Annotated in this window: 27 protein-coding genes and 2 pseudogenes; 18 read left to right on the top strand and 11 right to left on the bottom strand. The window is 49.6% G+C overall.

Translation table 11 applies throughout. The annotated features are described in order from the left end of the window. Positions 1-289 precede the first annotated feature (289 nt). Positions 290-511 (top strand): AbrB/MazE/SpoVT family DNA-binding domain-containing protein, encoded by a 222-nt coding sequence (locus tag C1752_RS00980; RefSeq protein ID WP_110984178.1) that lies wholly within the window; start codon positions 290-292, stop codon positions 509-511. Then, positions 508-909, top strand: a complete 402-nt coding sequence (locus C1752_RS00975) for a type II toxin-antitoxin system death-on-curing family toxin (protein WP_110984177.1) — start codon at positions 508-510, stop codon at positions 907-909. The genes C1752_RS00980 and C1752_RS00975 overlap by 4 nt, the downstream gene beginning before the upstream one ends. A gap of 30 nt (positions 910-939) precedes the next feature. On the opposite strand, the gene C1752_RS00970 is transcribed toward C1752_RS00975, so the two are convergent. Next, positions 940-1551 carry a hypothetical protein gene (locus C1752_RS00970; RefSeq protein ID WP_110984176.1) on the bottom strand — a complete coding sequence of 204 codons (612 nt, stop codon included), beginning with the start codon at positions 1549-1551 and terminating at the stop codon, positions 940-942. A 23-nt stretch (positions 1552-1574) separates the two neighbouring features. Then, positions 1575-2789 carry a radical SAM family heme chaperone HemW gene (gene hemW, locus C1752_RS00965; protein ID WP_199464242.1) on the bottom strand — a complete coding sequence of 405 codons (1215 nt, stop codon included), beginning with the start codon at positions 2787-2789 and terminating at the stop codon, positions 1575-1577. Between the two features lie 121 nt (positions 2790-2910). Here hemW and C1752_RS00960 point away from each other — a divergent pair, with 121 nt between their 5' ends. The 4 genes and pseudogenes from C1752_RS00960 (at position 2911) to C1752_RS30425 (ending at position 5866) form a co-directional block, all read left to right on the top strand. Then, positions 2911-3990 carry a PIN/TRAM domain-containing protein gene (locus tag C1752_RS00960; RefSeq protein WP_110984174.1) on the top strand — a complete coding sequence of 360 codons (1080 nt, stop codon included), beginning with the start codon at positions 2911-2913 and terminating at the stop codon, positions 3988-3990. Between the two features lie 219 nt (positions 3991-4209). Then, positions 4210-5327: pseudogene (locus C1752_RS30430) on the top strand (ISAs1 family transposase). An 80-nt stretch (positions 5328-5407) separates the two neighbouring features. Beyond that, on the top strand, positions 5408-5671 hold the full coding sequence (locus C1752_RS29170) for a chloride channel protein (protein ID WP_110984171.1): 264 nt from the start codon (positions 5408-5410) through the stop codon (positions 5669-5671). Continuing rightward, a complete protein-coding gene (locus C1752_RS30425) occupies positions 5672-5866 on the top strand; it encodes a glutathione S-transferase C-terminal domain-containing protein (RefSeq protein WP_353962719.1) in 195 nt (64 codons plus the stop codon). A gap of 166 nt (positions 5867-6032) precedes the next feature. Here C1752_RS30425 and C1752_RS00935 read toward each other — a convergent pair whose 3' ends face one another. Both C1752_RS00935 and C1752_RS00930 read right to left on the bottom strand, forming a co-directional pair. Next, complete coding sequence (locus C1752_RS00935) at positions 6033-6659, bottom strand: FHA domain-containing protein (protein ID WP_110984169.1); 627 nt, start codon at positions 6657-6659, stop codon at positions 6033-6035. A gap of 65 nt (positions 6660-6724) precedes the next feature. After that, a complete protein-coding gene (locus C1752_RS00930; protein WP_110984168.1) occupies positions 6725-7672 on the bottom strand; it encodes a metal ABC transporter solute-binding protein, Zn/Mn family in 948 nt (315 codons plus the stop codon). 101 nt (positions 7673-7773) lie between these two features. Between C1752_RS00930 and C1752_RS00925 the strand changes: the two genes are divergently transcribed. The 9 genes from C1752_RS00925 (at position 7774) to C1752_RS00880 (ending at position 13090) form a co-directional block, all read left to right on the top strand. Beyond that, positions 7774-8508, top strand: coding sequence for a metal ABC transporter ATP-binding protein (locus tag C1752_RS00925; protein WP_110984167.1), 735 nt, complete (start codon positions 7774-7776; stop codon positions 8506-8508). Beyond that, positions 8477-9136, top strand: a complete 660-nt coding sequence (locus C1752_RS00920) for a hypothetical protein (protein ID WP_146242250.1) — start codon at positions 8477-8479, stop codon at positions 9134-9136. The genes C1752_RS00925 and C1752_RS00920 overlap by 32 nt, the downstream gene beginning before the upstream one ends. Before the next feature lie 27 nt (positions 9137-9163). Beyond that, entirely contained in the window at positions 9164-9385 is a 222-nt protein-coding gene (locus tag C1752_RS00915; protein WP_110984165.1) for a type II toxin-antitoxin system HicA family toxin, read from the top strand. Beyond that, positions 9382-9600, top strand: coding sequence for a type II toxin-antitoxin system HicB family antitoxin (locus C1752_RS00910; protein WP_110984164.1), 219 nt, complete (start codon positions 9382-9384; stop codon positions 9598-9600). The genes C1752_RS00915 and C1752_RS00910 overlap by 4 nt, the downstream gene beginning before the upstream one ends. A 120-nt stretch (positions 9601-9720) precedes the next feature. Next, positions 9721-10197 (top strand): DUF29 domain-containing protein, encoded by a 477-nt coding sequence (locus tag C1752_RS00905; RefSeq protein WP_110984163.1) that lies wholly within the window; start codon positions 9721-9723, stop codon positions 10195-10197. Positions 10198-10497: 300 nt separating this feature from the next. After that, positions 10498-11388: a metal ABC transporter permease gene (locus C1752_RS00895; RefSeq protein WP_110984161.1), complete on the top strand. Its 891-nt coding sequence runs from the start codon at positions 10498-10500 to the stop codon at positions 11386-11388. Positions 11389-11543: 155 nt separating this feature from the next. Then, complete coding sequence (locus C1752_RS00890) at positions 11544-12170, top strand: GDSL-type esterase/lipase family protein (RefSeq protein WP_110984160.1); 627 nt, start codon at positions 11544-11546, stop codon at positions 12168-12170. Positions 12171-12196: 26 nt separating this feature from the next. After that, positions 12197-12496 (top strand): isochorismate lyase, encoded by a 300-nt coding sequence (locus C1752_RS00885; protein ID WP_233501240.1) that lies wholly within the window; start codon positions 12197-12199, stop codon positions 12494-12496. Between the two features lie 33 nt (positions 12497-12529). Next, positions 12530-13090, top strand: a complete 561-nt coding sequence (locus C1752_RS00880) for a sugar O-acetyltransferase (protein WP_233501239.1) — start codon at positions 12530-12532, stop codon at positions 13088-13090. A 47-nt stretch (positions 13091-13137) separates the two neighbouring features. Here C1752_RS00880 and galE read toward each other — a convergent pair whose 3' ends face one another. The 4 genes from galE to hpnH form a co-directional block, all read right to left on the bottom strand. Next, positions 13138-14130, bottom strand: a complete 993-nt coding sequence (gene galE / locus C1752_RS00875; protein WP_110984158.1) for a UDP-glucose 4-epimerase GalE — start codon at positions 14128-14130, stop codon at positions 13138-13140. Between the two features lie 158 nt (positions 14131-14288). Next, positions 14289-15269, bottom strand: a complete 981-nt coding sequence (gene gshB / locus C1752_RS00870) for a glutathione synthase (RefSeq protein ID WP_110984157.1) — start codon at positions 15267-15269, stop codon at positions 14289-14291. A 3-nt stretch (positions 15270-15272) separates the two neighbouring features. Continuing rightward, on the bottom strand, positions 15273-15533 hold the full coding sequence (gene grxC / locus C1752_RS00865; RefSeq protein ID WP_110984156.1) for a glutaredoxin 3: 261 nt from the start codon (positions 15531-15533) through the stop codon (positions 15273-15275). Between the two features lie 8 nt (positions 15534-15541). Then, a complete protein-coding gene (hpnH, locus tag C1752_RS00860) occupies positions 15542-16555 on the bottom strand; it encodes an adenosyl-hopene transferase HpnH (protein WP_110984155.1) in 1014 nt (337 codons plus the stop codon). 238 nt (positions 16556-16793) lie between these two features. On the opposite strand from hpnH, the pseudogene C1752_RS00855 reads away from it, so the two are divergent. Next, positions 16794-17036: pseudogene (locus tag C1752_RS00855) on the top strand (tetratricopeptide repeat protein); the annotation flags it as partial. A gap of 256 nt (positions 17037-17292) precedes the next feature. On the opposite strand, the gene ilvC reads toward C1752_RS00855, so the two are convergent. From ilvC to rbp, 3 genes are all read right to left on the bottom strand, one after another. Then, positions 17293-18288, bottom strand: coding sequence for a ketol-acid reductoisomerase (gene ilvC, locus C1752_RS00850; RefSeq protein WP_110984153.1), 996 nt, complete (start codon positions 18286-18288; stop codon positions 17293-17295). A gap of 142 nt (positions 18289-18430) precedes the next feature. Continuing rightward, positions 18431-18610: a 30S ribosomal protein S21 gene (rpsU, locus tag C1752_RS00845; protein WP_110984152.1), complete on the bottom strand. Its 180-nt coding sequence runs from the start codon at positions 18608-18610 to the stop codon at positions 18431-18433. A gap of 440 nt (positions 18611-19050) precedes the next feature. After that, a complete protein-coding gene (gene rbp / locus C1752_RS00840) occupies positions 19051-19317 on the bottom strand; it encodes an RNA-binding regulator (protein WP_110984535.1) in 267 nt (88 codons plus the stop codon). Between the two features lie 396 nt (positions 19318-19713). On the opposite strand from rbp, the gene mnmA reads away from it, so the two are divergent. Next, positions 19714-20778, top strand: a complete 1065-nt coding sequence (mnmA, locus tag C1752_RS00835) for a tRNA 2-thiouridine(34) synthase MnmA (RefSeq protein WP_110984151.1) — start codon at positions 19714-19716, stop codon at positions 20776-20778. A gap of 106 nt (positions 20779-20884) precedes the next feature. Then, positions 20885-21364: a cupin domain-containing protein gene (locus tag C1752_RS00830; RefSeq protein ID WP_110984150.1), complete on the top strand. Its 480-nt coding sequence runs from the start codon at positions 20885-20887 to the stop codon at positions 21362-21364. Positions 21365-21371 lie beyond the last annotated feature (7 nt).

The following is a 21371-nucleotide window of genomic DNA, read 5'->3' as shown; positions in this document are numbered from 1 at the left end:
ATAAGGGTTTGAAGGGTGCCAATCTTTGATGGTCTGGCTACCTTGCTTTATGACTTAAGCCATTCTCACTCTCCAGATGCCCACACCTGATTCGGGTCTATAAATTGAGATGACTGGCTATTTGAAACGGACATATTCCCCCTTATGACTTGAGTATACCCAGATGGGATAGACCTGAACCCCCGAGTTCAGCAACGCCTTTGCTTTGAGAGATGCCGATCCGCTCAGCAAATTAGTCTTGTATAAACAAATGTAGTAACATAGAGGAACGGATAGCCTAGGTTCCCTCATGCGACTCAAGGTAAAAAAGCGCGGTAACTCTTTAAGCGTCATTATTCCAAAGGAATTGGCCGCAGGTCTCAATGTTGATGACGGCGATAGTCTCTATTTGACTAAGACCCCTAGAGGATATGAGCTATCCGCTTACGATCCAGAGTTTGCTGAGGAGATGGAAGCGGCTCAAAAAGTAATGTCTCGTTATCGCAATGCTCTGATCGAATTAGCTAAATGACGCTAGAGCCACGATGGCTGACCCTCAAAGGTATCGTGACCACTCAAGTAGAAATCATCGCAGTCTCAGGGGGGGCGAGTGGAATTCTTGACGAAGGCGCTTTAGAATCTACCCTGAACAAGCCTAGACAGCTTCACTACTATGGTGAAAATGTCACTCTCTGCCGGCTTGCTGCTGCTTATGGCTACGGATTCGTCCAGAATCACTGCTTTGTTGATGGAAACAAGCGGATTGCTTTGGTGGCTGCTGGCATGTTCATGGTGCTCAATGGTACCGAGCTGATTGCTTTTGAGGCGGCGGCCGCAACTTTCTTTCTGGACCTTGCCGCAAGTTCAGATGATCAGGAGACGAGTATGCAGCGGTTGGCTGATTGGCTTGCGAACAATTCGACGCACTGATCATGGGTGGATTCCGATAGGGCACATGCCCTAGTCTTCTTCAAAGAAACCATCGTCTAACTCATCCCAATTCTCTGACGAGGGCGGTTCCTGGCCGGGTGGTTTAACCATGCGGTATTCGGCTTCGAAGACAGATTCTCGCTGGCCGGGCTGACGGGCAAAGCTCGGATCTTGAGCGCTGCGTGAATAGGTGCTAGGTGCCGTACCGCCAGCCCTAGCGTAGCGCTGTTCGTCAACGCTACTGAAGTCATCAAGGTTGGGCTGAGGGGGAGTCGGTGGTTTTGCCGGCTGCGCTCCCCAGTCTGAACCACTGCTTGAATCACTGGTTCCCCAATCGTTGCTGGGGGGAGCATCCCAGTCAGGAACGGCTGTCGATGACGGGCGGCTGGCTGGCTGGCGGTTCGCCCGCGGACGGCGGGGCGTTGGCTGCGGACCTGTACCGATAAAGTTGAGCAGAAAAAGCAGTATTAAACCGATGAAAATGCCCAGTGCAACTGCGCCTACGAGCCAGATGCCTAGGGGGAGAGGTTGCGATCGCATCCCCAGAAACACCAGAGATAGCGCGGGGCTTTGATTTTGGAGGGCGACCGCGACGAGGCCAACGAACAGCCCTACCAGCACGCCCGTTCGGGCTAAAGGCATAGACAGCTCCGAAAAGGATAACGCTATTCTCTAGTGTAGAGTGCGGCTTGAAAACTGGGATCTTGCTCGTTGTCACTCAACGCTTCCCAGAGTGCTACTAGTACCTGATTTGAGAATAGAAAACCCTCAGGATCCGTGAGCCGCACCCGCCCCTCAATAGAATCTACAGCGACCCAATCGGGATAGGATCGCAGGCAGTCTAGAATGCGCGCCACTGACGATGATCCAAACTGCTGCTGCAGTGGCTCAATCTGGAGGCCGTCCGCTAGCCGCAGCCCGAGCATCAACGTTTCTAGGAGTCGATCCTGTAGGGTATCGACGGGACAGTCGATTTGTCCCTGAGCCGCGACTAGCGACTGAACCCAGGTGAAATAAGCCTCACGAGTGCGGGGACGACTAAAGCGCTGGAAGTTGACGTAGCTGGTGGCTCCCATACCAAAGCCGTAGTAAGCTTCGTTCTGCCAGTACACCTGATTATGGCGACACTCAAAGCTCGGGCGGGCGTAGTTGGAGACTTCATAGTGGCGATACCCGGTGGCGGATAGCCGCTGTGAGGCAAGCCGGTACATCTGGGCGGCGTGATCGTCGGTGGGCAGTGGCTGGCTTCCGGGCTGGTACCGCTTGCCAAAGACCGTTGTTGGCTCTAGCACCAGATCGTAGGTGGAGATGTGAGTGGGGTGAGATGCGATCGCAACCCTCAAAGATTCTTCCCACTGGGCTAACGTCTGACCCGGCAACCCAGAAATCAGATCGAGACTGAAGTTGCCGCAGGTTTCTCGGACCATTGCGATCGCATCTTCAATCTGCGCCACCGTATGCGTGCGGCCACAGACCTGCAGCAGCTCATCCTGAAACGCCTGGACTCCCAAACTAATCCGATTGACACCCGCATCACAAAAGCCCTGAAGCTGCGCCAGCGTAAAAGTCCCTGGATCCATTTCCATAGAGATTTCAGCCGTCGCCGTTAGATTCAGGCTGTCCTGCAGGGTCGCTAGCAGCGTTATGACCTGTTCTACGCTTAGTAAAGAAGGTGTTCCTCCCCCAAAGAACACTGTTCTCAAGGGCTGTGCTTCTTTGGGTGTTGCCCTGATCTCCTGACAGAGCCAATCGACGTATTGAGCCATTGCCCCAGAGGTCTCCCCCCGTTTGCGATCGCCAATTACAGAAATTGGGAAGTCACAATAAAAACAGCGACGCCGGCAAAATGGAATGTGAAGGTATGCAGAAGTGGGTATCACAATAAGGCCACGAGCGACTGCACTCTATAATGATTGACAGGGGGCATTATGATGGGTTCAGCCTTGCAGGCTTCTGCCTGAGAGCGAATACCGAAGACGCCATTCTCGGCAAGCGAGTGAAATGCTAGACACTACGATTATTTTGACCTGCATCCTCGTTGGATCTGCAATTGGATTCAACGTTGTTGAGCTGTTGCCCCCTAGCATCTTAAATCAAGTCGCCAATATCAACGGGCTCAGTTGGGTCAGTGCCGGGTTTGGCGGATTGTTCGGCATGGTGTTTGGGTTCGCCAGCCAGATCAGCTACCGTCGCGTGGAGCGCAAGGTTAAAAGCCTCCCGGCAGAGGTTTTGCTGAGTCGGTCTGTGGGTCTTGTGCTGGGCTTGCTGGTGGCCAATCTAATGCTGGCCCCTATTTTCTTGCTGCCTATCCCTCAAAAGCTGGCCTTCATTAAGCCAATGGTGGCGGTATTGGGCAGCGTTATTTTTGCCTTCTCTGGCGTTACCTTGGCCGATACCCACGGCCTCACACTACTGCGGGTCATCAACCCTAACTACATGGAAAGCACCCTGCTAGCGGAGGGAACGCTTAAGGCTGCACTTGCCAAGGTTCTGGACACAAGCTGCATCATTGATGGTCGGATTGAGGGGCTACTCGACACGGGCTTTATTGAAGGACAGCTTTTAGTTCCTAAATTCGTTTTGCAAGAGCTGCAAACTTTAGCCGATGCCGCCAATAGTCAAAAGCGTAGCCGAGGCCGTCGGGGGCTGGACATTCTCAATCGCCTACAGGAGGGGCACCCAGAGCGGCTTGTCATTCATCCTGCTGATTATGAAGATATCGCCACCGTGGATGCGAAGTTGGTAACGCTGGCGCAGGATATCAATGGCATGTTGGTCACCAACGACTACAACCTCAACAAAGTGGCCAGCTTGCAAAGCATTCAGGTGCTCAATGTCAATGATTTGGCGCAATCGTTACGACCTCGCTATCTACCGGGAGATGGTCTTGAGCTAAAAATTGTCAAAGAAGGCAAAGAGCCAGCCCAGGGGGTTGGATACCTTGAAGACGGCACAATGGTCGTCGTAGAAGAGGCGAAGGACTATATTGGCAACCAAGTGCCGGTCATTGTCACCAGTGCTTTGCAGACCTCTGCGGGCCGGATGATTTTTGCCCGAACAAAAGCTTCCGTTGCTGCCTAGAGCTGCCTCGCTATTCCAGGTGGGGATCTATAAATTGAACTTTCTTCTCTTTACCGATTTAGCGTAAGTAGCGAGGCAGAATCAAGTTAAAGATCAGATATTAGCAAATGCTCTACATGGCCCTCACCCCCAGCCCCTCTCCCAACATTGGGCGAGCAGGGTGGTTTCATTTAGGGATAGAAAAATGACAATGGTCTGAGCTGTTCTTATCTCAGTAGTATGCCTGAGCATCTCAATCTCATCGAAATTCTTCAAGATATCCCAGACTATCGCAAAAGTAGAGGCCGTCGGCATGACTTGTGGCTCGTCTTGATGCTGGTGTTATTGGGAACCCTGTGTGGCTATCGCGGCTATCGTCCTCTAGCTGATTTTGCCAAGGAACAGTGGCCTATATTGCGTGAGCTGCTAGCGTTGCCTCCATCAACCCGTATCCCCTCCTACTCAACCTTTCGCCGCGTATTGCTTCGCGTTGACTTTGACTCATTAGTTGGGCTGTTCAATCAGTGGAGTCGAGCGTTCATCACACTGACTGAGCCAACCTGGGTTGCCGCCGATGGCAAAAGCATCAGAAGTACGCTGACTGATTACAGCAGCTCCTACCAAAACTTTGTCAGTACCGTTTCGGTCTTCACCCATCAAACAGGGGTTGTTTTGCAACTGCAGGTGATGGAGAACAAGAAATCAAGTGCAATTGAAGTTGTGCGCCAACTGATTACGGCTCTGTCGGGTCAACCGGTCGTCTTCACCCTTGATGCGCTCCACTGTCAAAAAAAACAACGGCACACATTAGCCAACAAGGCCAACACTATTTGATTGCTCTCAAGGCCAATCAGCCGACCCTTTACACAACTCTTGAGCAGTTACATCGCTCAAGCCCGGCTCTGAGTGTGGTACAGACTCTTGATACTTCTCATAACCGTCAAGTTCACCGCGAAGTTTGGGCTTATGCGGCACCGTTAGCTCTCCAAGTGCTGTGGCCTGGTTTAGAGACGTTGCTTTGGGTTGAACGCTGGGGCTGCCGAAATGATGAACCCTTCCATGAGCAAATGGGCTACATCAGTGATTTGAACTTGGCGGCAGATGAGTTTATGAGTCATATCCAACAACACTGGACAATAGAAAATCGTCTGCACTGGGTGAGAGATGTCACCTTAGAAGAAGATGAGGCCCGACCGGGGGGGCATGCGCCAACCTGCTGGGCGATTCTAAATTGCTTCTTGCTCTCCATCATCCGACAACTAGGCTATCGAACGATTCCACAGGGAATCCGATGCTTGGCAAACCAGGTTGAGAAAGTTTATCGAATCCTATGCCAAGGCTTTTCTCTCGATAAATGAAACCACCCTGCTCTCCCAACATTGGGAGAGGGGGGCTGGGGGGGTGAGGGCCAATGCAACGATATTGAATTTAATCAGGAATCTTCAAGTCAATTAAGCCTATCTACTTAGTTGGTAGAGTACCCCTTGATTCGTATCATGGTGGTTTTATCTTTCCATTATTTTTTACTGGAGCTAGCTTAGGGTTGGCCGTTGCCTTTGGCATTCCGACGATGCACCCCACCATTGCCGTGTTGTGCTGTATGGCGGCCATCAACGTAGCGATTGCGAAAACTCCCATTAGCACCACAATCATTTTGACAGTGCTGTCAGATGCGACGATCTTGCCAGTGGTTGCGATCTGAATTTTCACTAGCGATTTCTTCGCTGACCAGCTCTTCTTTATGGGTGAGCAGCCCACAACACTAGATGGCTCTGCCTACAGTTTGCTGGCAAATGTCCTGAATGAAGTCTTGACCTCTTCATTGAGAAATAAGGCAGAGAAACTTAGTAACCTGGTCGCCTACTGTGACCGCATAAACAATAAGTACGATGCCTAAATGTCTGAAACTCTCGACCGCCGTTTGCTGTTTGTATGCCTTCTCAATGAATCCTAAAAAGTAAGTCGTTATCCAATTCTTGACAGTTTAGCGCTTTTAATAAAGCGCCCTGGAAATCCTCGTTTGAGAAAGGTGTGGGAGGGTCTAAGTATTATGAAAGATAGCTCTACAGCATAATCGCAGTTGATTCGTTGCTTGCTAAGTATGAGGGATGTATATATTTGACTGCATGATCATGGCCGAATGCAGATTGATGTTGCTTATTCGTTGATTGATAGACTCGGAAAATGGCTTTGATTACGCCTCCGAAATGGATTAAGTCTCCATCGACTAGACTATGCTCATCGATACGTTTTTCATTGACCATAATCCCATTAACGCTAGGATCTCCACCTGCTTTTCCGTCTATTAGTTTATAGACACAATGCTCCCTGCTGGGATTTTTTGACTTGATCAAGGTAGCGTGGAAGCGTGAGATTGTCCCACTTTCCAAAACAATATCATTGGATACATCTCTGCCAATGGAATACTTGCAGTTAATTAAACTGATGACTTTTTCTTGTCCTACATCGATGAGCAAATGTAGCTGCTGAGTGTGTTGCATTGCAGAGTTTCTATCTATGGATATGCAGTAAGCGAACCAAAATTCATTGTCTTCTCTGAATCTTGTATATCCATTACAGTGATTATCAGTACGAGTCAACGTGATTTGAGTCACACCTCTACGAAATTTGATGAAAGCTGAGGTCCTTCTGATTTTTAGACTTTTTTTAGAATTAAAATCTCCTTTCATGCATCGAGGCTCTCTCCGCTTACTGATGCTGCTGCTCTCTTAGATATGAGGTCACAAAATATGTTTTACGATCCAGGGAAATCTTGATAACTGCCGCCTAAAGCTTCTACGATTGTTTGAGTGTTAGCAACTAGCATCTTGACGTAGGTTTCGGCCTCACTTCCAGGTGCCCCTAACGAATCAGAATAAAGCTGCCGCTCAGACAATTTCACTTTTGCTTCCTGGGCTACGGTCGTAATCAATGCCGGATTGATCGTTGTTTCGGCAAAAATAGCGGGTACTTTTGCCCGACGAATATCATCCGATAGCCGCTTCACCGTTTGGGCGCTGGGCTGCTCCTCTGTGCTCATGCCGATCAAGGTGCCAGCGACCTCTAAGCCATAGGCTTTTGTATAGTATTGAAAGGCATCATGGGTTGTCACCAACTGGCGCTGGTTTTCCGGAATTGTAGCGACTTGCTCTGCAATCCAGCCATCGACTTCCTGCAGTGTTTGCGTGAGCGCCTCTGCATTCGCGGTGAACTCTGCTTTATCTTCGGGGGATAGTTCTATTAGCTGATCGCGGATTGTGTTTACCATTGCGATCGCATTCTCTGCATCCCCCCACACATGCGGATCTGGCTCCCGTTGACCCTGGTAATCATAGTCCAGCGGTTCAATCACTTCCCCTACCGCAAAGGTTGCCCCTGAAACAGAAGACTGAATCAGCTTAATCAAGGCTGGCTCAAGGTTGTAACCGTTGTATAAAATTAAATCTGCATCTTCAATGATCTGGTTGTCTAGAGGTACCGGTTCGTAAATATGAGGGTCTTCACCCGGCTCCAAAATGCCCTGAATTTGTACCTCATCCCCTGCTACCTCCTCTGTCCAGTTTCTCAAAATCGTGCTGGTTGCCACCACTTTGGGCTTGCCTGAGTCAGCTTCTTCTGTGACTCCAGAACAGCCACCCAGCAGAAGACAGACGGAAATACCACCAGTCAGGAGGCTTAAAATATCTTTTTTAAGTCGCGACATAAAGAGTTTTCATAATTCTTTCATTTTTTGATGTTACTATGTTTTCATAATCGTTTCATTTTTGAATGCGCTCAGCCACAGCGCCCAGCTAGGAAGCATCTATGAATTGTGCCAATGGTTTAACAGTTGAACAGCTCGGAGTCCAGTACCGGATGGTTAAGGCTCTGTCTGATATCTCCTGTTCGATTTGTCCGGGGCGGTTGACGGGCATCATTGGCCCCAATGGAGCGGGTAAAAGTACTTTGATTAAGGCGATGCTGGGGTTAATTCCTTCCAGCACTGGCTTGATTACCTATGACGGTCAGCCGCTGACGGCTCAGCTTGATCGGGTGGCCTATGTGCCACAGCGATCGCAAATTGACTGGACCTATCCCGCGACGGTGTGGGATGTGATTATGATGGGCCGGATTCGCAAGACGGGCTGGTTTCGGCGTTATTCTACGGTGTCGCGACGGGCGGCGGCGGCGGCTTTAGAGCGTGTGGATATGGCGAAGTATCGCGATCGTCCCATTGGTCAGCTTTCGGGTGGGCAGCAGCAGCGGGTTTTCTTGGCTAAGGCGATTTCTGAAGAGGCAGATGTGTTCTGCTTGGATGAGCCGTTGGCAGGGATTGATAAGAAGACTGAGGCGATCGTTTTTAATATCTTGCAGGAGTTGGCTGCTGATGGTCATACGGTGCTGGTTGTACATCATGACTTGGGTCAGGCGATCACGAATTTTGACGACTTGATTTTGCTTAATCGCGAACTGATTGCTAGTGGGACACGCAAGGAAGTTTTGACGGGTTCTAATTTACAGCGGGCTTTTGGCGGTCAGGTTAATTTCTTCGCGGGTTAAGCTGCTTAAGCTAACTGATAAATCAGAAAGAGTTTCGCCGTTGATCCCAAACTTTATAACTCATTACCATCTTGCAGATAAGGCTCCGTTCCTCAATCTCAGTGATTTATCAGAACGTGAACGTGCTTCTGTTCTATCGGAGTTGCAGGAACGCTATCGTTCAGAAGATGGATTCAAGCGACAGTATGGCAAACGCTATATGCAACTGCGCCAGTTGACCGAAGCGAGGTTGCGAGATTTATTTATCTCTCGCAGCGGTAAACCACAAAGACACTCGCCGCATTATTTTGTTCTGGGGAAGTCCTTCTGGTTCAAGAATCTGCACCCAAATACCAGAGAGGTGAGAATATCTCTGGATTATCTGAGAGATAAGTCTGTAAGTTTCACTTATCCTGACAGTTTTGTATCGATGGGCTTCATGCCTGAGTTCAGCATAAAAGTGGCACCGCAGCCGTATCACGAAAAAGTCTATTTGTTGAATGAGCTGCCCGAAGTCGTCGCGAAATTTGGGCTTCCACAAGATGATTTCTCAATGCAGTATCAAAATTACAGCAATGAGGAGTTTGAGAAATTTATTGAAGTTCAAGTTTGGGATGACTCACCCTTGGCATGGTGCAACGACTGCTAACGCGAAGGTGAGGCTCAGAGATAATCTATTCCAAGAAAGATTAGAGACCTCAAAGCTCAGATCAAAGATGAAGGATTTGAATACTTACCAAAACGGGGGAAGGGGAGTCATGAACGCTGGCGACATCCCCTGCTTGGCAAAACCGTGACGATTCCAGGTAAAAATGGAGATGATGTGCCACGCTATTTAGAAAAGCAGTTGGAGCAATTGCTGACTGAGCTTAAGAAATTGAGAGAGGAAGACTCGTGAGCCAATACAGCATGGTTATTCAGTGGTCGGATGAAGATCAGCTATTTTTGGTCACAATTCCAGAATTTGCTGATCGTGTTGTCATGCCTTGTACCCACGGTCAGAATCGTGAAGAGGCGATTCGCAACGGTGAAGCAGTTATTGAGATGTACTTAGAGGCTTGGCGATCAGAAAACGAACGCATTCCCAAACCCAGAACGCTACAGATGGCCTAACTTAGAATGAAAGAAAATAACTGAACGAGCAGACTCATAACCTCTACGTTTTGTTGGACTTAGTAGCCTACCTGCAGACTTACCCCCCGTAGATCTAGATAGTCACATGAAGGACTCACTATGAATACTGAAGTGCAGACGAAGCTGGTCTCTCTCTATGACATAGACTATCAACGTTGGCTCCATCAAACTACGGCACAATTGCGATCTCATGATTTTGACAATCTTGATTTGGAAAACTTAGTTGAGGAAATTGAAAGTTTGGGCAGACGTGACCAACGGGCAATCTCTAGCTATCTCACGCGATTGTGTGAACACTTGCTCAAGCTTAAATATTGGGATTCTGAGCGAGAAAGGTGCTTTAGGAGCTGGATCTTAGAAATCAGCAATTTCCGTTTAGAGATTGAGTTGATTCTCAAAGACAGCCCTAGTCTTAAGCCTTTTTTGCATGAGAATTTTCTACCTTGCTACCAAAGAGCTAGAAAGAACATGCTCAAGGTCATACCATCTGACTTAGTCCCAGAAGAACCTAACTTTACTTTGGAGCAAGCTCTAGATGAAGACTGGCTTCCCTGGCAACCTAAGTCGTTTACCTAAATGAACAACCCAGCAAAATGAAGACAGATATTTCACTGCCAGACTCAGTTTTTATTGAGGCAGAGTCTCTCGCAAAACGATTCGGTGTGTCGCGGAGCGAGCTTTACACCAATGCATTGAAAGCTTATTTGCATAGATATAACCAAGACTTGGCTTGCAGCAAACTCAATCAGGTCTATTCCCAACAGGCATCTGATATCGATCCAGTTCTAGCAAAGATATAAGTCATGTCTCTGCCTACTAAGAGCTGGTAGTGTACCGAGTCAGAATGCTGAACTCATTGAACTGAAGTCTTCCCCTATGTTTGATCTTTTAATTGAGCCGCTGCAATACAGCTTTATGCAGCGCTCCTTACTGACCGCTGTTTTAGTCGGCATTGTTTGCGCCACAGTAGGTAGCTACCTGATGGTGCAGCGTTTAGCGCTGTTGGGTGACGCTATTAGTCATTCGGTGTTGCCGGGAGTTGCGATCGCATTTATCTTAAACTTCGACATCTTCCTCGGAGCCTTTATTGCTGGAGTGTTCAGCACTGTCGTGATTACCTGGATTAGGACGCGATCGCAAATCAAAGAAGATGCTGCAATGGGCATCGTTTTCTCCGCCTTCTTCGCTCTCGGCATCACCCTGATCACCATCGTTCAAAAAGACACCAAAATCGATCTCAACCACTTCCTATTTGGCAATATCCTCAGCGTCACTCAGCAAGAAGTGATCAATACTCTCGTGATTACTGTCGTCGTTTTGACCGTGATTGTGCTGCTCTACAAAGAGCTGATGTTTTATACCTTTGACCCCATCGGTGCCCAAGCTAGCGGCCTGCCGACCAATCTGCTCAACTTCGGTTTGATGATTTTGATTGCCCTTACCATTGTTGCCAGCCTCAAAGCCGTAGGCGTCATTCTGGTGCTAGCGATGCTGATTACCCCCGGAGCCACTGCGTACTTACTCGTTCATCGGCTCCACAATATGATGCTTTTGGGGGCCGCACTGGGCGTTTTCTCCAGCATTACCGGCATGTATCTGAGCTATTACTACAATCTACCCTCAGGGCCAGCCATTGTACTGGTCGCTTTTGGATTGTTTATGCTAGCTTTGTGCTTCAGCCCGACCCAAGGCATTTTTACACAGCCCCGAACGGTCCCTGTCCAATTTCAGATGTGGCGTGAAATCAAGGGGTTATTCAAATCCTAAATCAGCTCTTGTAGAGCTGCCTAAGTATTTAGACTTAACGAAATGTTAAGATAGCTTTTAACAAACTTCTTTAAAAAGCATACGGAGATTCAGTTTTGACTCAGGCACTCTCCCGAACCGGCGTTAGACAGCCCACTCTGAAGCACACCGTTCCTATGAAGGTGATTGCGCTAGGCGACAGTCTAATTTATGGCTTTGGCGATCCTGAGGGTGGTGGCTGGGTGGATAGACTGCGGCGTCAATGGATGCAGTCAGAGGGTCCAATTCTTTATAACCTGGGTGTACGCGGTGACACGGTTAGGCATATTTCGCAGCGACTAGAGAACGAGTTCCGCCATCGGGGTGAACTCCGGCATCAGGTGCCTGATCAAATTATTCTGTCCGTCGGCGTCAATGATTCAGCGCGCTTGGGTCGCCCAGATGGACGCAACATGACACCGTTCCCAGAGTTCCAAACAAGAATGGCCGATTTATTGGACCGCGCCAGCCAGCTCTGCCCCGTAACTTTTGTGGGGATGGTGCCGGTAGATGGCACAAAGATGCCGTTTTTAGATGCTTTTTTCTTCAATAATGAAGACCAGCACCTCTATAACGAAGCCACTCGCTTAGCTTGCCAGGAGCGACAGATTCCCTTTCTCGACCTCTTCGATGCTTGGCGACAGCGGGGCGAGGCGTGGTGCCAGTCACAAATGAGTAAGGATGGTCTTCATCCGAATAGCCAGGGTTATCAAATGTTGCTAGCAGATATTCTTGATTGGCAGGCTCTCCAGATCTTGGGCTAGTTCAATCTATCGCTGCGGAGGCTCCTGTGGTTGCGCCCCACAACTGTGAAAATATGTCTGATATTCGGGCTGAAATTGATGCCCTAGATCGTCAGATCATTGCCCTGCTCGGACAACGCTTTGAATATGTGAAGGCGGCAGCTCCTTTTAAGAGCAGCGCGAAAGACGTCCGGGCCCAAGAGCGATTTGACACAATGCTCCAGCAGCGTAGAATTTGGGCTGAGACAGAAGGACTAGAGGCTGATGTGATTGAGAAAATGTATCGAGATTTAGTGACCTACTTCATTGAGGCCGAGCTACAGCACTGGCGTTCAGAGCTATCCTGATTTCTTCATTGCTCATTGCCAAGGAGAATGAATGTGAAAGAGAAGACGGAACGCGAGAAGATGCTGGCTAATGAGCTGTACTTGGCATCCGACGCAGAACTCACGCAATTACAGACTGCCACTCACCGGTTGCTTCACTTCCATAACGTTTCTTTGCCAAGTGAAGTCGATAAGCGAAGGAATATCATACTCAATCTATTCGGCAAGCTAGGCTCTGATTTTGTCGTCAGGCCCCCCTTCTACTGTGATTATGGCTGTCACATCTTTGCTGGTGATCGCCTGTATATCAATTATGACTGCACGATTCTTGACTGTAATACGGTGCATCTGGGTGACGATGTTTTATTCGGGCCAAAGGTCCAAATTTACACTGCTTATCACCCGACAGAACCTGAGTTGAGACTGTCTGGCAAAGAACTGGCAGCCCCGGTTTCCATTGGTGATAACGTTTGGCTGGGGGGCGGTGTTATTGTTTGCCCGGGTGTTTCCATCGGCTCGAATGTCACCATCGGAGCAGGTAGTGTGGTGGTAAAGGATGTCCCGAGTAATGTTGTGGCAGTCGGGAACCCCTGCAGAGTGATTAGAATGCTTTGAAACGCGGGAATGCACCTCACTGGTTTCGAAGCAAAGTTAGAGATTGTTTAACCGTGACGGTTGAGGTGCCACTGCCAAGCATGTTCAACAATCAGCGATAGGTCTGCGTACTGCGGTTGCCAGCCTAAGATCTTTTCTGCTTTAGCTGCACTGCCAATCAAAATAGCTGGATCACCTGCCCTGCGGTAGCTTTCTTCGATCGTAATTGTTTTCCCTGTGACCTCTTTCGCGGTATTTATCACTTCACGCACAGAGAATCCGTCGCCGTTGCCTAAGTTGAAGACTGACGTTTCGCCTCCTTCGAGCAGGTAGTTGAGACCGCGCACGTGGGCATCTGCTAAGTCAGTGACGTGGATGTAATCGCGAATACAGGTACCATCCGGAGTTTTATAATCGGTGCCAAAAATCGAGATTTTCTCCCGTTTGCCTAAGGCCGTCATTAAGACCAAGGGAATCAGATGGGTCTCAGGATTATGGTCTTCTCCGAGGCGTCCTTGGGGGTCAGCACCGGCGGCGTTGAAGTAGCGGAACCGGACCGAGCGGAGATTATAGGCATGGTTAAAGTCAGCGAGGATGTTCTCGACCATCAGCTTGCTCATGCCGTAGGGACTGATGGGCGCTTGGGGATGATCTTCGGTGATTGGAATTTGGTGGGGGGGGCCGTAGGTGGCACAGGTGGAGGAGAAGACAAAGGACCGAACGTCAGCTGCGATCATCGCTTCGAGCAGGGTCAAGGTGCCCATGACGTTGTTGCGATAGTACTTTGCAGGATCCTCGACGGATTCGCCGACGTAGGTGTAGGCGGCGAAGTGCAGAACGGCACCGATGTTGTGATCTCTGAAGACCTGATCTAAGAAGTTGCGATCGCAAACATCCCCACAGATCAGCTCCACCTGAAGCACCGATTCAACTAAATCTTTATGACCGTAGACAAGATTATCCAGCACCACCACTGGGTAACCAGACTCCTTAAGTGCTAAAACCACGTGGGAGCCAATATAGCCCGCTCCGCCAGTGACTAAAACAGTGGGTTTATTCATTTTATATTGAGTGTTGAATCGAACGTCTATATGAATCTTGTCGGTTGATCCACTTTAAAGCTTTCTCCCGAACTCTGGCTAAACCAAATTCAGAAATTAGACTCAACGGCCCCAGACTCTGACATTTAGAATGAGGAAGCGGTTCTTCTTGATTTAGTTCAGGAGACATTGACCGCGCCTCGATCCATCTCTAACCACTCAATGACCTGCACACCCAGTTGTTTGTCATCAAGCCGATCAATCTCTCGAATACCCGTAGGGCTGGTGACGTTGATCTCAGTTAATCGATCGCCAATTACATCAATGCCGACAAAAATCAGACCGTCCCGCTGCAGGACCGGAGCCAGTTGCTGACAAATCTCATGCTCTCGCTTCGTAAGCTGGGCTGCGTCGGAACGCCCACCCGTTGCCATATTACCGCGAAACTCTTTCCCCGTTGGGACTCGATTGACTGCGCCAATCGGCTCGCCGTTGAGCAAAATAATGCGTTTATCTCCTTCTGTGGCTGCCGGTAGATATTCCTGCACCATCACCGGCACCTGGCCCTGATGGGTGCTGATTTCGATCAGAGAGTTAAAGTTGCGATCACCTGCCTCCAGCAGCAAAATTCCTTCTCCAGCTTTGCCGCCTAGCGGTTTAAGAACGCCAATCCCTCGCTGATCCACAAATGAACGAATGACTTCCTTGTCTTGGCTAACAATTGTCTCGGGCATTGCTTCCTGAAACTGCAGTGCATACATCTTCTCGTTCGCAGCCCGTAATCCATGGGGGCTGTTGATCAGCCGCGTTTTCCGCGGATCAATATAGTCCAGCAGATAGGTGGCATAGAGATAGGGCACCGTTACCGGCGGATCCTGACGCATGAACACCCCATCCATTGTCTCTAGCGGATGGGTCACAGCCTCACCAATTTGATACCAGTTGGGTGTTGCAACCCATTTGCCTTCCACTAGCTCAACGGGCTTCAGAGTCACAGGCTGTAGAAATGCCCAGGTTTTGCCCTGAACCAGATATAGCCGCTCCATTTGGGTCACCCAGACCTGATGGCCTCGGACTTGGGCCGCTTCCATCAAGGCCACGCTTGTGTCGTGGCCTGGATCAAGCTTATGGATGGGGTCGATAATAAAGGCCAGTTTCACAGGCTATGCGTTCAGGAGTGGGTCCAGTTTACCGTTGGCATCAAGGGCGTGCATCTCGTCACATCCCCCGATATGCTGATCATCGATGAAGATTTGAGGCACAGAACGTCCGCCATTGGCCCGCTCTGACATTGCCGCCCGAGCGGCATTATCGCCATCAATTTTATACTCAGTAAACTCAACACCCTTACGCTTTAGCAGGTGCTTCGCGCGGATGCAGTACGGACACATCATCCAAGTGTAAATTTCTACTTTTGCTGTCATAGTGCTCCTTATCCAAACAGACCGGCCATCGCCCGACCCATGTTGCTGGGCTGCAGGGCGTCAATTGCGGCAGTCGGTTCATAGCCACAGTGAACCATACAGTCTTGACACTGAGGTTTACCGCTGGCGCGACCGTACTGTTCCCAGTCTGTATTATCCATTAATTCCTGGAAGGTTTCGTAATGTCCTTCACTCAATAGATAGCATGGCTTCTGCCAGCCTAAAACGCTGTAGCTAGGGCTACCCCAAGGTGTGCAGTCGTAGTCCTTCTCGCCCACTAAGAAATCGAGGAACAGGGGGTTGTGGTTAAAGTTCCAGTTTTTCTTACCTGCTCTTTGGGGGGCAAAGATTTGACGGAAGAGGGCGCGAGTCTGCTCTCGCTTGAGGAAGTGGTCTTGATCCGGTGCCCACTCGTAGCTATAGCCGGGAGAGACCATCATGCCATCGACGCCTATACCCTGCACGAAATCAAAGAACTCCTGCATTTGAACGGGATCAGCCCCCTCAAATACGGTGGTGTTGGTGGTGACCCGGAAGCCTTGTGCTTTAGCGGCCTTAATTGCTTTGACGGCAACATCGAACACGCCGTCCCGATCAACGCAGTGGTCGTGCTGCTCTTTGAGACCATCGAGGTGGATACTCAGGGTCAGGTAGGGAGATGGCTTGAATTTGTGGAGGCTCTGCTCTAGCAGAATGGCGTTGCTGCAGAGGTAAACAAATTTGCGGCGCTGAACCAATCCGGCCACAATTTCATCAATTTGAGGATGCAGGAGCGGCTCGCCACCTGGAATCGAAACGACGGGTACACCACATTCCTCAACTGCCTTGAAGCACTGTTCTGGCGTGAGGTTCTGCTTCAAAATCTCTTTGGGATGCTGAATTTTGCCACAACCGGAACAGGCTAGGTTACAGCGAAATAAAGGTTCGAGCATGAGCACGAGGGGAAAACGCTTCCGACCCTTCATGCGCTGGGTGACTAAGTAGCTCCCCACCTCGAAGGCTTCTTTCATACTAATTGACATAAAACCCACTCCTTACGGCCACGAGACACACCCTACGGGGTCATCGTAAATATCACTCTCTTATAACACTTTATAAAGAAAGTTTACCTGTGATAGATATGAGCTGCAGATTAGAAGTTCCTGCCGGACTCATAAGGCATCATGAAAGGGTGGCGACCGTCGTGTGCTGTTAGTGCCGCAGGGGCGGTCTAGAGGCCATTACAAACTCAATTTATAGCTTTAGTACGGGTAATATTATCGAATGGGCGATCTGCAGAGAGCACTCTCAGATTACAATCAGGCCCTGAAAATTCGTCCCCGGTTTTTCCATGCCCATGGCGGACGCGGTAATGTGCTCTTCGCGAGGAAGCAGTATCCTGAAGCGATCGCCGATTTTGATCAAGCGATCTCAATCAGACCGAACGATTTCCGTAACTGCAGCAATCGAGTGGCCGTACGGGTCTCCAGCGGTGATCTAGAAGGCTTTATTGAAGACTTCTAGATTGATGCCAATTTGGCCCACGTCTATAAAAATCGCGGCGTCACTCGTGCCGACCTTGGGGATCGAGCCGGTGCAATCATTAATTTGCAAAGAGCAGCCAGCCTCTATCAAAGAGAAGGCGACGCCGTTCGATATCAGAGAACCATCAGGGCACTAAAGCGGCTTAGCGAAGCCATCTAGCTCCCCTCGTCCAGCATTGGGAGAGGGGTTGGGGGTGAGGGCCAAAACTCAGCGAAGAATAAAGTAGACCTGTGCTCTATTCTTTTGGCATCCAGCTAAACATGGCTCGGAGATCCTTGCCCACCTCTTCAATGGGATGCTCAGCTTCTCTGCGGCGCATGGCGGTGAATCCTGCATTGCCTGAAGCCTTCTCTAGCACAAATTCGCGAGCAAACTGCCCCGTCTGAATCTCTTTCAAGACCTTGCGCATTTCAGCACGGGTCTCATCATTTACAATCCGAGGGCCGCGCGTATAGTCGCCGTACTCAGCGGTATTGGAAATGCTGTCGCGCATCTTGGCGAGACCACCTTCAACTACAAGATCAACAATCAGCTTTACTTCATGGAGGCACTCAAAGTAAGCAAGTTCTGGCTGATATCCTGCCTCTACAAGGGTTTCAAAGCCTGCTTGAATGAGAGCGCTTAAGCCACCGCAGAGAACTGCCTGCTCACCAAACAGGTCTGTCTCAGTTTCTTCTCTAAAGGTCGTTTCTAGAACGCCGCCTCGGGTGCCGCCAATGCCCTTTGCATAGGCCATCGCGCGATCGCGGGCTTGCCCAGTTGCATCTTGATAGACTGCAAACAATGCCGGAACGCCCTGTCCCTGTGCGAAAGTCCGACGTACTAAGTGTCCAGGTCCCTTGGGTGCAATCATCACCACATCAACGTTGGCAGGGGGGACAACTTGAGCAAAATGGATGTTAAAACCGTGAGCAAACGCCAGCACATTACCGTCAGAAAGATTGGGCGCAATCTCTTCGGTGTAAACCGTCTTCTGCACTTCATCCGGCAGCAGAATCATAATGAAGTCAGCGGCATTCGTTGCTTCAGCAACGGAGTGGACTGTCAAGCCAGCGTCACGGGCCTGCTGCGTTGACTTGCTGCCCTCATAGAGACCGATAACGACATTCATGCCGCTATCTTTGAGGTTTAGGGCATGGGCATGACCCTGGGAACCATAGCCAATAATGGCAATCGTCTTACCCGCCAATAGATCTAAATTGGCATCGGCGTCGTAATACATGCGGGCCATGGGGGAAATCTCCTTCCAGCAAGCGTCGGGTGTGCAAACTTTTTATTTTACTGCCTAATGCTGGCAGATTGATATGTGAAGGACAGAAACAATCTATCCCCTATGCTAGAGCCAACGACTTCCGGGCTAAGTTAGGCAAGACCTAGCGCATTCTGCGCTTGCGCCGCATGGCCACTTGCTTGCGCTTCTTTTTCTCAATGGGTGTTTCAAAATAGCGACGACGCTTCACGTCTGCCAAAATACCGGCCTTCGAAACCTGTCTCTTGAATCGGCGCAATGCTGATTCAATTCTTTCGTTCTGGCCTAAAACAACCTGAGTCACTGCTCCTACATTCCTGTTTATCAAAACAACTAAGAGATGGCATCAAGGCAAGACGGCGAAGTTTTTTCTTCGCTCTGCCAGCATCACACCCTATCCGAGATTGCATTTGGGCAAATATCTGCCTCAACTGAGATAGCCCTTGATTTGATATGCACAAAGTCAAGATGACTATTTCTATAATTGTAGCCAAACTATTCGTCGATTTAATCAGCTCTAGGTGAAGGTTCAGTGAGATGCGATCGCAACATTGAAGCCCTGTCTTGAAGTCGCTTCAACCGATATATGAAAGCACCTCCCGCGCTGATCTTTGCCAGCTACAGTTACCGCTATAGGTACAAAAAACGCTGCTGTAACTCAACCGCAGATCATGAGCCACTGTTGGTGAATTACATTACCGCAACTTCATCTTGTTGAGCAGTCTCCGTGTGAGCCTGCAGTTGTTACCAAGTTTTATTAGGTCGCGACTCACGGGGGCGGGCCTTGTTGACTTTCATTTGCCGACCCATCCATTCGGCACCGTCAAGTTCAGAGATGACGGTTTCTTCCTCAGTGTCATTCGCCATATCGATAAAGCCAAAGCCTCTCTTGCGACCGGTTTCTCGATCAACAGGTAAGTGAAGCTTTTGCACTGTTCCATAGGCCGTCAAGACGGCCTTTAGCTCTTCTTCGGTCACATCATAATTTAGATTGCCGATATAAATTCCCATGAAAATTGTCTCCGAGGCAGCTCCGCTACATAAACACTGAGGTGATGGAAAGCGCCGCTCGAATAACGAGGGCAATAGATAAACCAGACCGTCGGACTCAGAGCTTTGCTGAGCAACCCTATATCGGCTTACACTGCGCTTCAAGATCAGGCCATCAGCCATGCAGCTCAAAAATTTCACCATTATCATAGCAACAAAAGCCTCTGCCGCAAGCGCTACAACCCAGTGAAAACTGGGATAATTTGGCTTTGTTGTGTTTGCGATAAATCTACCGTTAGTCGGTCAGCAAGGGTATATACTTCTGCTTCTCGGACAATCATTGCAAAACTACGGCTGCCAGAAGTTAGCATGAAATGAAGGTAGGACTATCTGGGTCTTCCATAGAGAAAGTGGATTATGAAAAAGGTTGTCGTTGGTCTCTCTGGCGGTGTTGATAGTTCAGTCGCAGCCGCAAGTCTGCACCACCTTGGCTATGAGGTGATTGGACTGACGCTATGGCTGATGAAAGGCAAAGGGCAGTGCTGCTCTGAGGGTCTGGTGGATGCAGCACAGCTTTGTGAAGAATTAGGCGTTCCCCATCACGTTGTAGATACTCGTGATCTCTTCCAGGCTGCGATTGTGGACTATTTGGTAACCGGGTATGAACAAGGCGTCACCCCCTTGCCCTGCTCTCAGTGCAACAAGACCGTTAAGTTTGGACCGATGTTGAGCTATGCCCAAGCTGAACTCGACACATCAACGATGGCGACGGGACACTATGCCCGAATTGAATATGATCCGCAGTCGCAGCGCTATCGACTTTTGCGAGCGGTGGATCGGCAAAAGGACCAGTCCTACTTTCTTTATGATTTGAGTCAAGAAATGCTGGCGCACACGATCTTTCCGCTGGGTGAGCAGACGAAGTCCCAGACTCGTCGCGTTGCGGCGGAGTTCAATTTGCATACGGCGGAGAAGCCTGAAAGCCAGGATCTGTGTCTAGTGGAAGCTCACGGATCGATGCAGACGTTTCTTGATCAGTACATTACGCCTCAGCAGGGTGAAATTGTGAATCAGCAGGGGCAGGTCTTAGGGCATCACCAAGGCGTGCATCACTATACGATTGGTCAGCGCAGGGGGCTGGGGATTGCGGCTCCTGATCCGCTCTATGTGATTGGTTTAGATGCGGCGATGAATCGCGTGGTGGTGGGCGATCGCAACTCGGCCCAAAAGTCTGAATGCAAAGTCCAGCGGATCAATTGGGTTTCAATGGCGAAGCCAGATGCGCCAATTCGAGCGGAAGTCCAAATTCGCTATCGCTCGCAGCCGGTACCTGTGACGGTGGTGCCGCTTGACGATCAGGGCTTGCGAGTGAATCTGGTCTTTGACGATCCGCAGTTTGGGATCACGCCGGGACAGGCTGCGGTCTGGTATGACGGAGAGACGCTACTTGGGGGCGGAATCATTGAGCGTTTCCCTGACTAGTCCCGCATCCGCCTTCAAGAAAAGCCCTGACGGACAGCTAATCTGAGGCTGCAGTCAATTTAGACGTCCTTGTAATCATTTTTTTGTAGATTGAACGACTGTAGGAATGAAAAGTCTAAGGGCAGAAAATCAGGATTTTTGTTTACTCTCCGCTCAGCAGATTGATCAGCAGCCAGAGCAGAGCTTTACTCATCCGCTAAACGCAGAAGCCATACGACATACAAAGTCGTTAGGAGATGCTGTGGGATTAGAGCGCTTGGGTTTATATCAGGTTCGCGTTGAGCCGGGCAAGGCTTCGACTCAGTTTCACTGTCATCGCCATGAAGAAGAATTTCTCTATATTCTTTCGGGTCGAGGGATTGCTGATATTGGGGATGCTCAATACGAAGTTGGCCCAGGTGATTTTATGGGGTTCACGGCTCCTTCTCTACCCCACTGCTTGCACAATCCGTTTGCTGAAGATCTGGTCTATTTGATGGGGGGCGAACGGCGGGAGTATGACGTTTGCGACTATCCACGGATCAAAAAGCGTCAGTTTCGCAGTCACAAGCAGCGACAGCTCGTTGATTTAATCGAGGAGGAATAGCGCTCAA

It is taken from the genome of Acaryochloris thomasi RCC1774 (assembly GCF_003231495.1).
Lineage (GTDB): Bacteria > Cyanobacteriota > Cyanobacteriia > Thermosynechococcales > Thermosynechococcaceae > RCC1774.
This window is presented reverse-complemented; position numbering and strand designations above follow the sequence as displayed.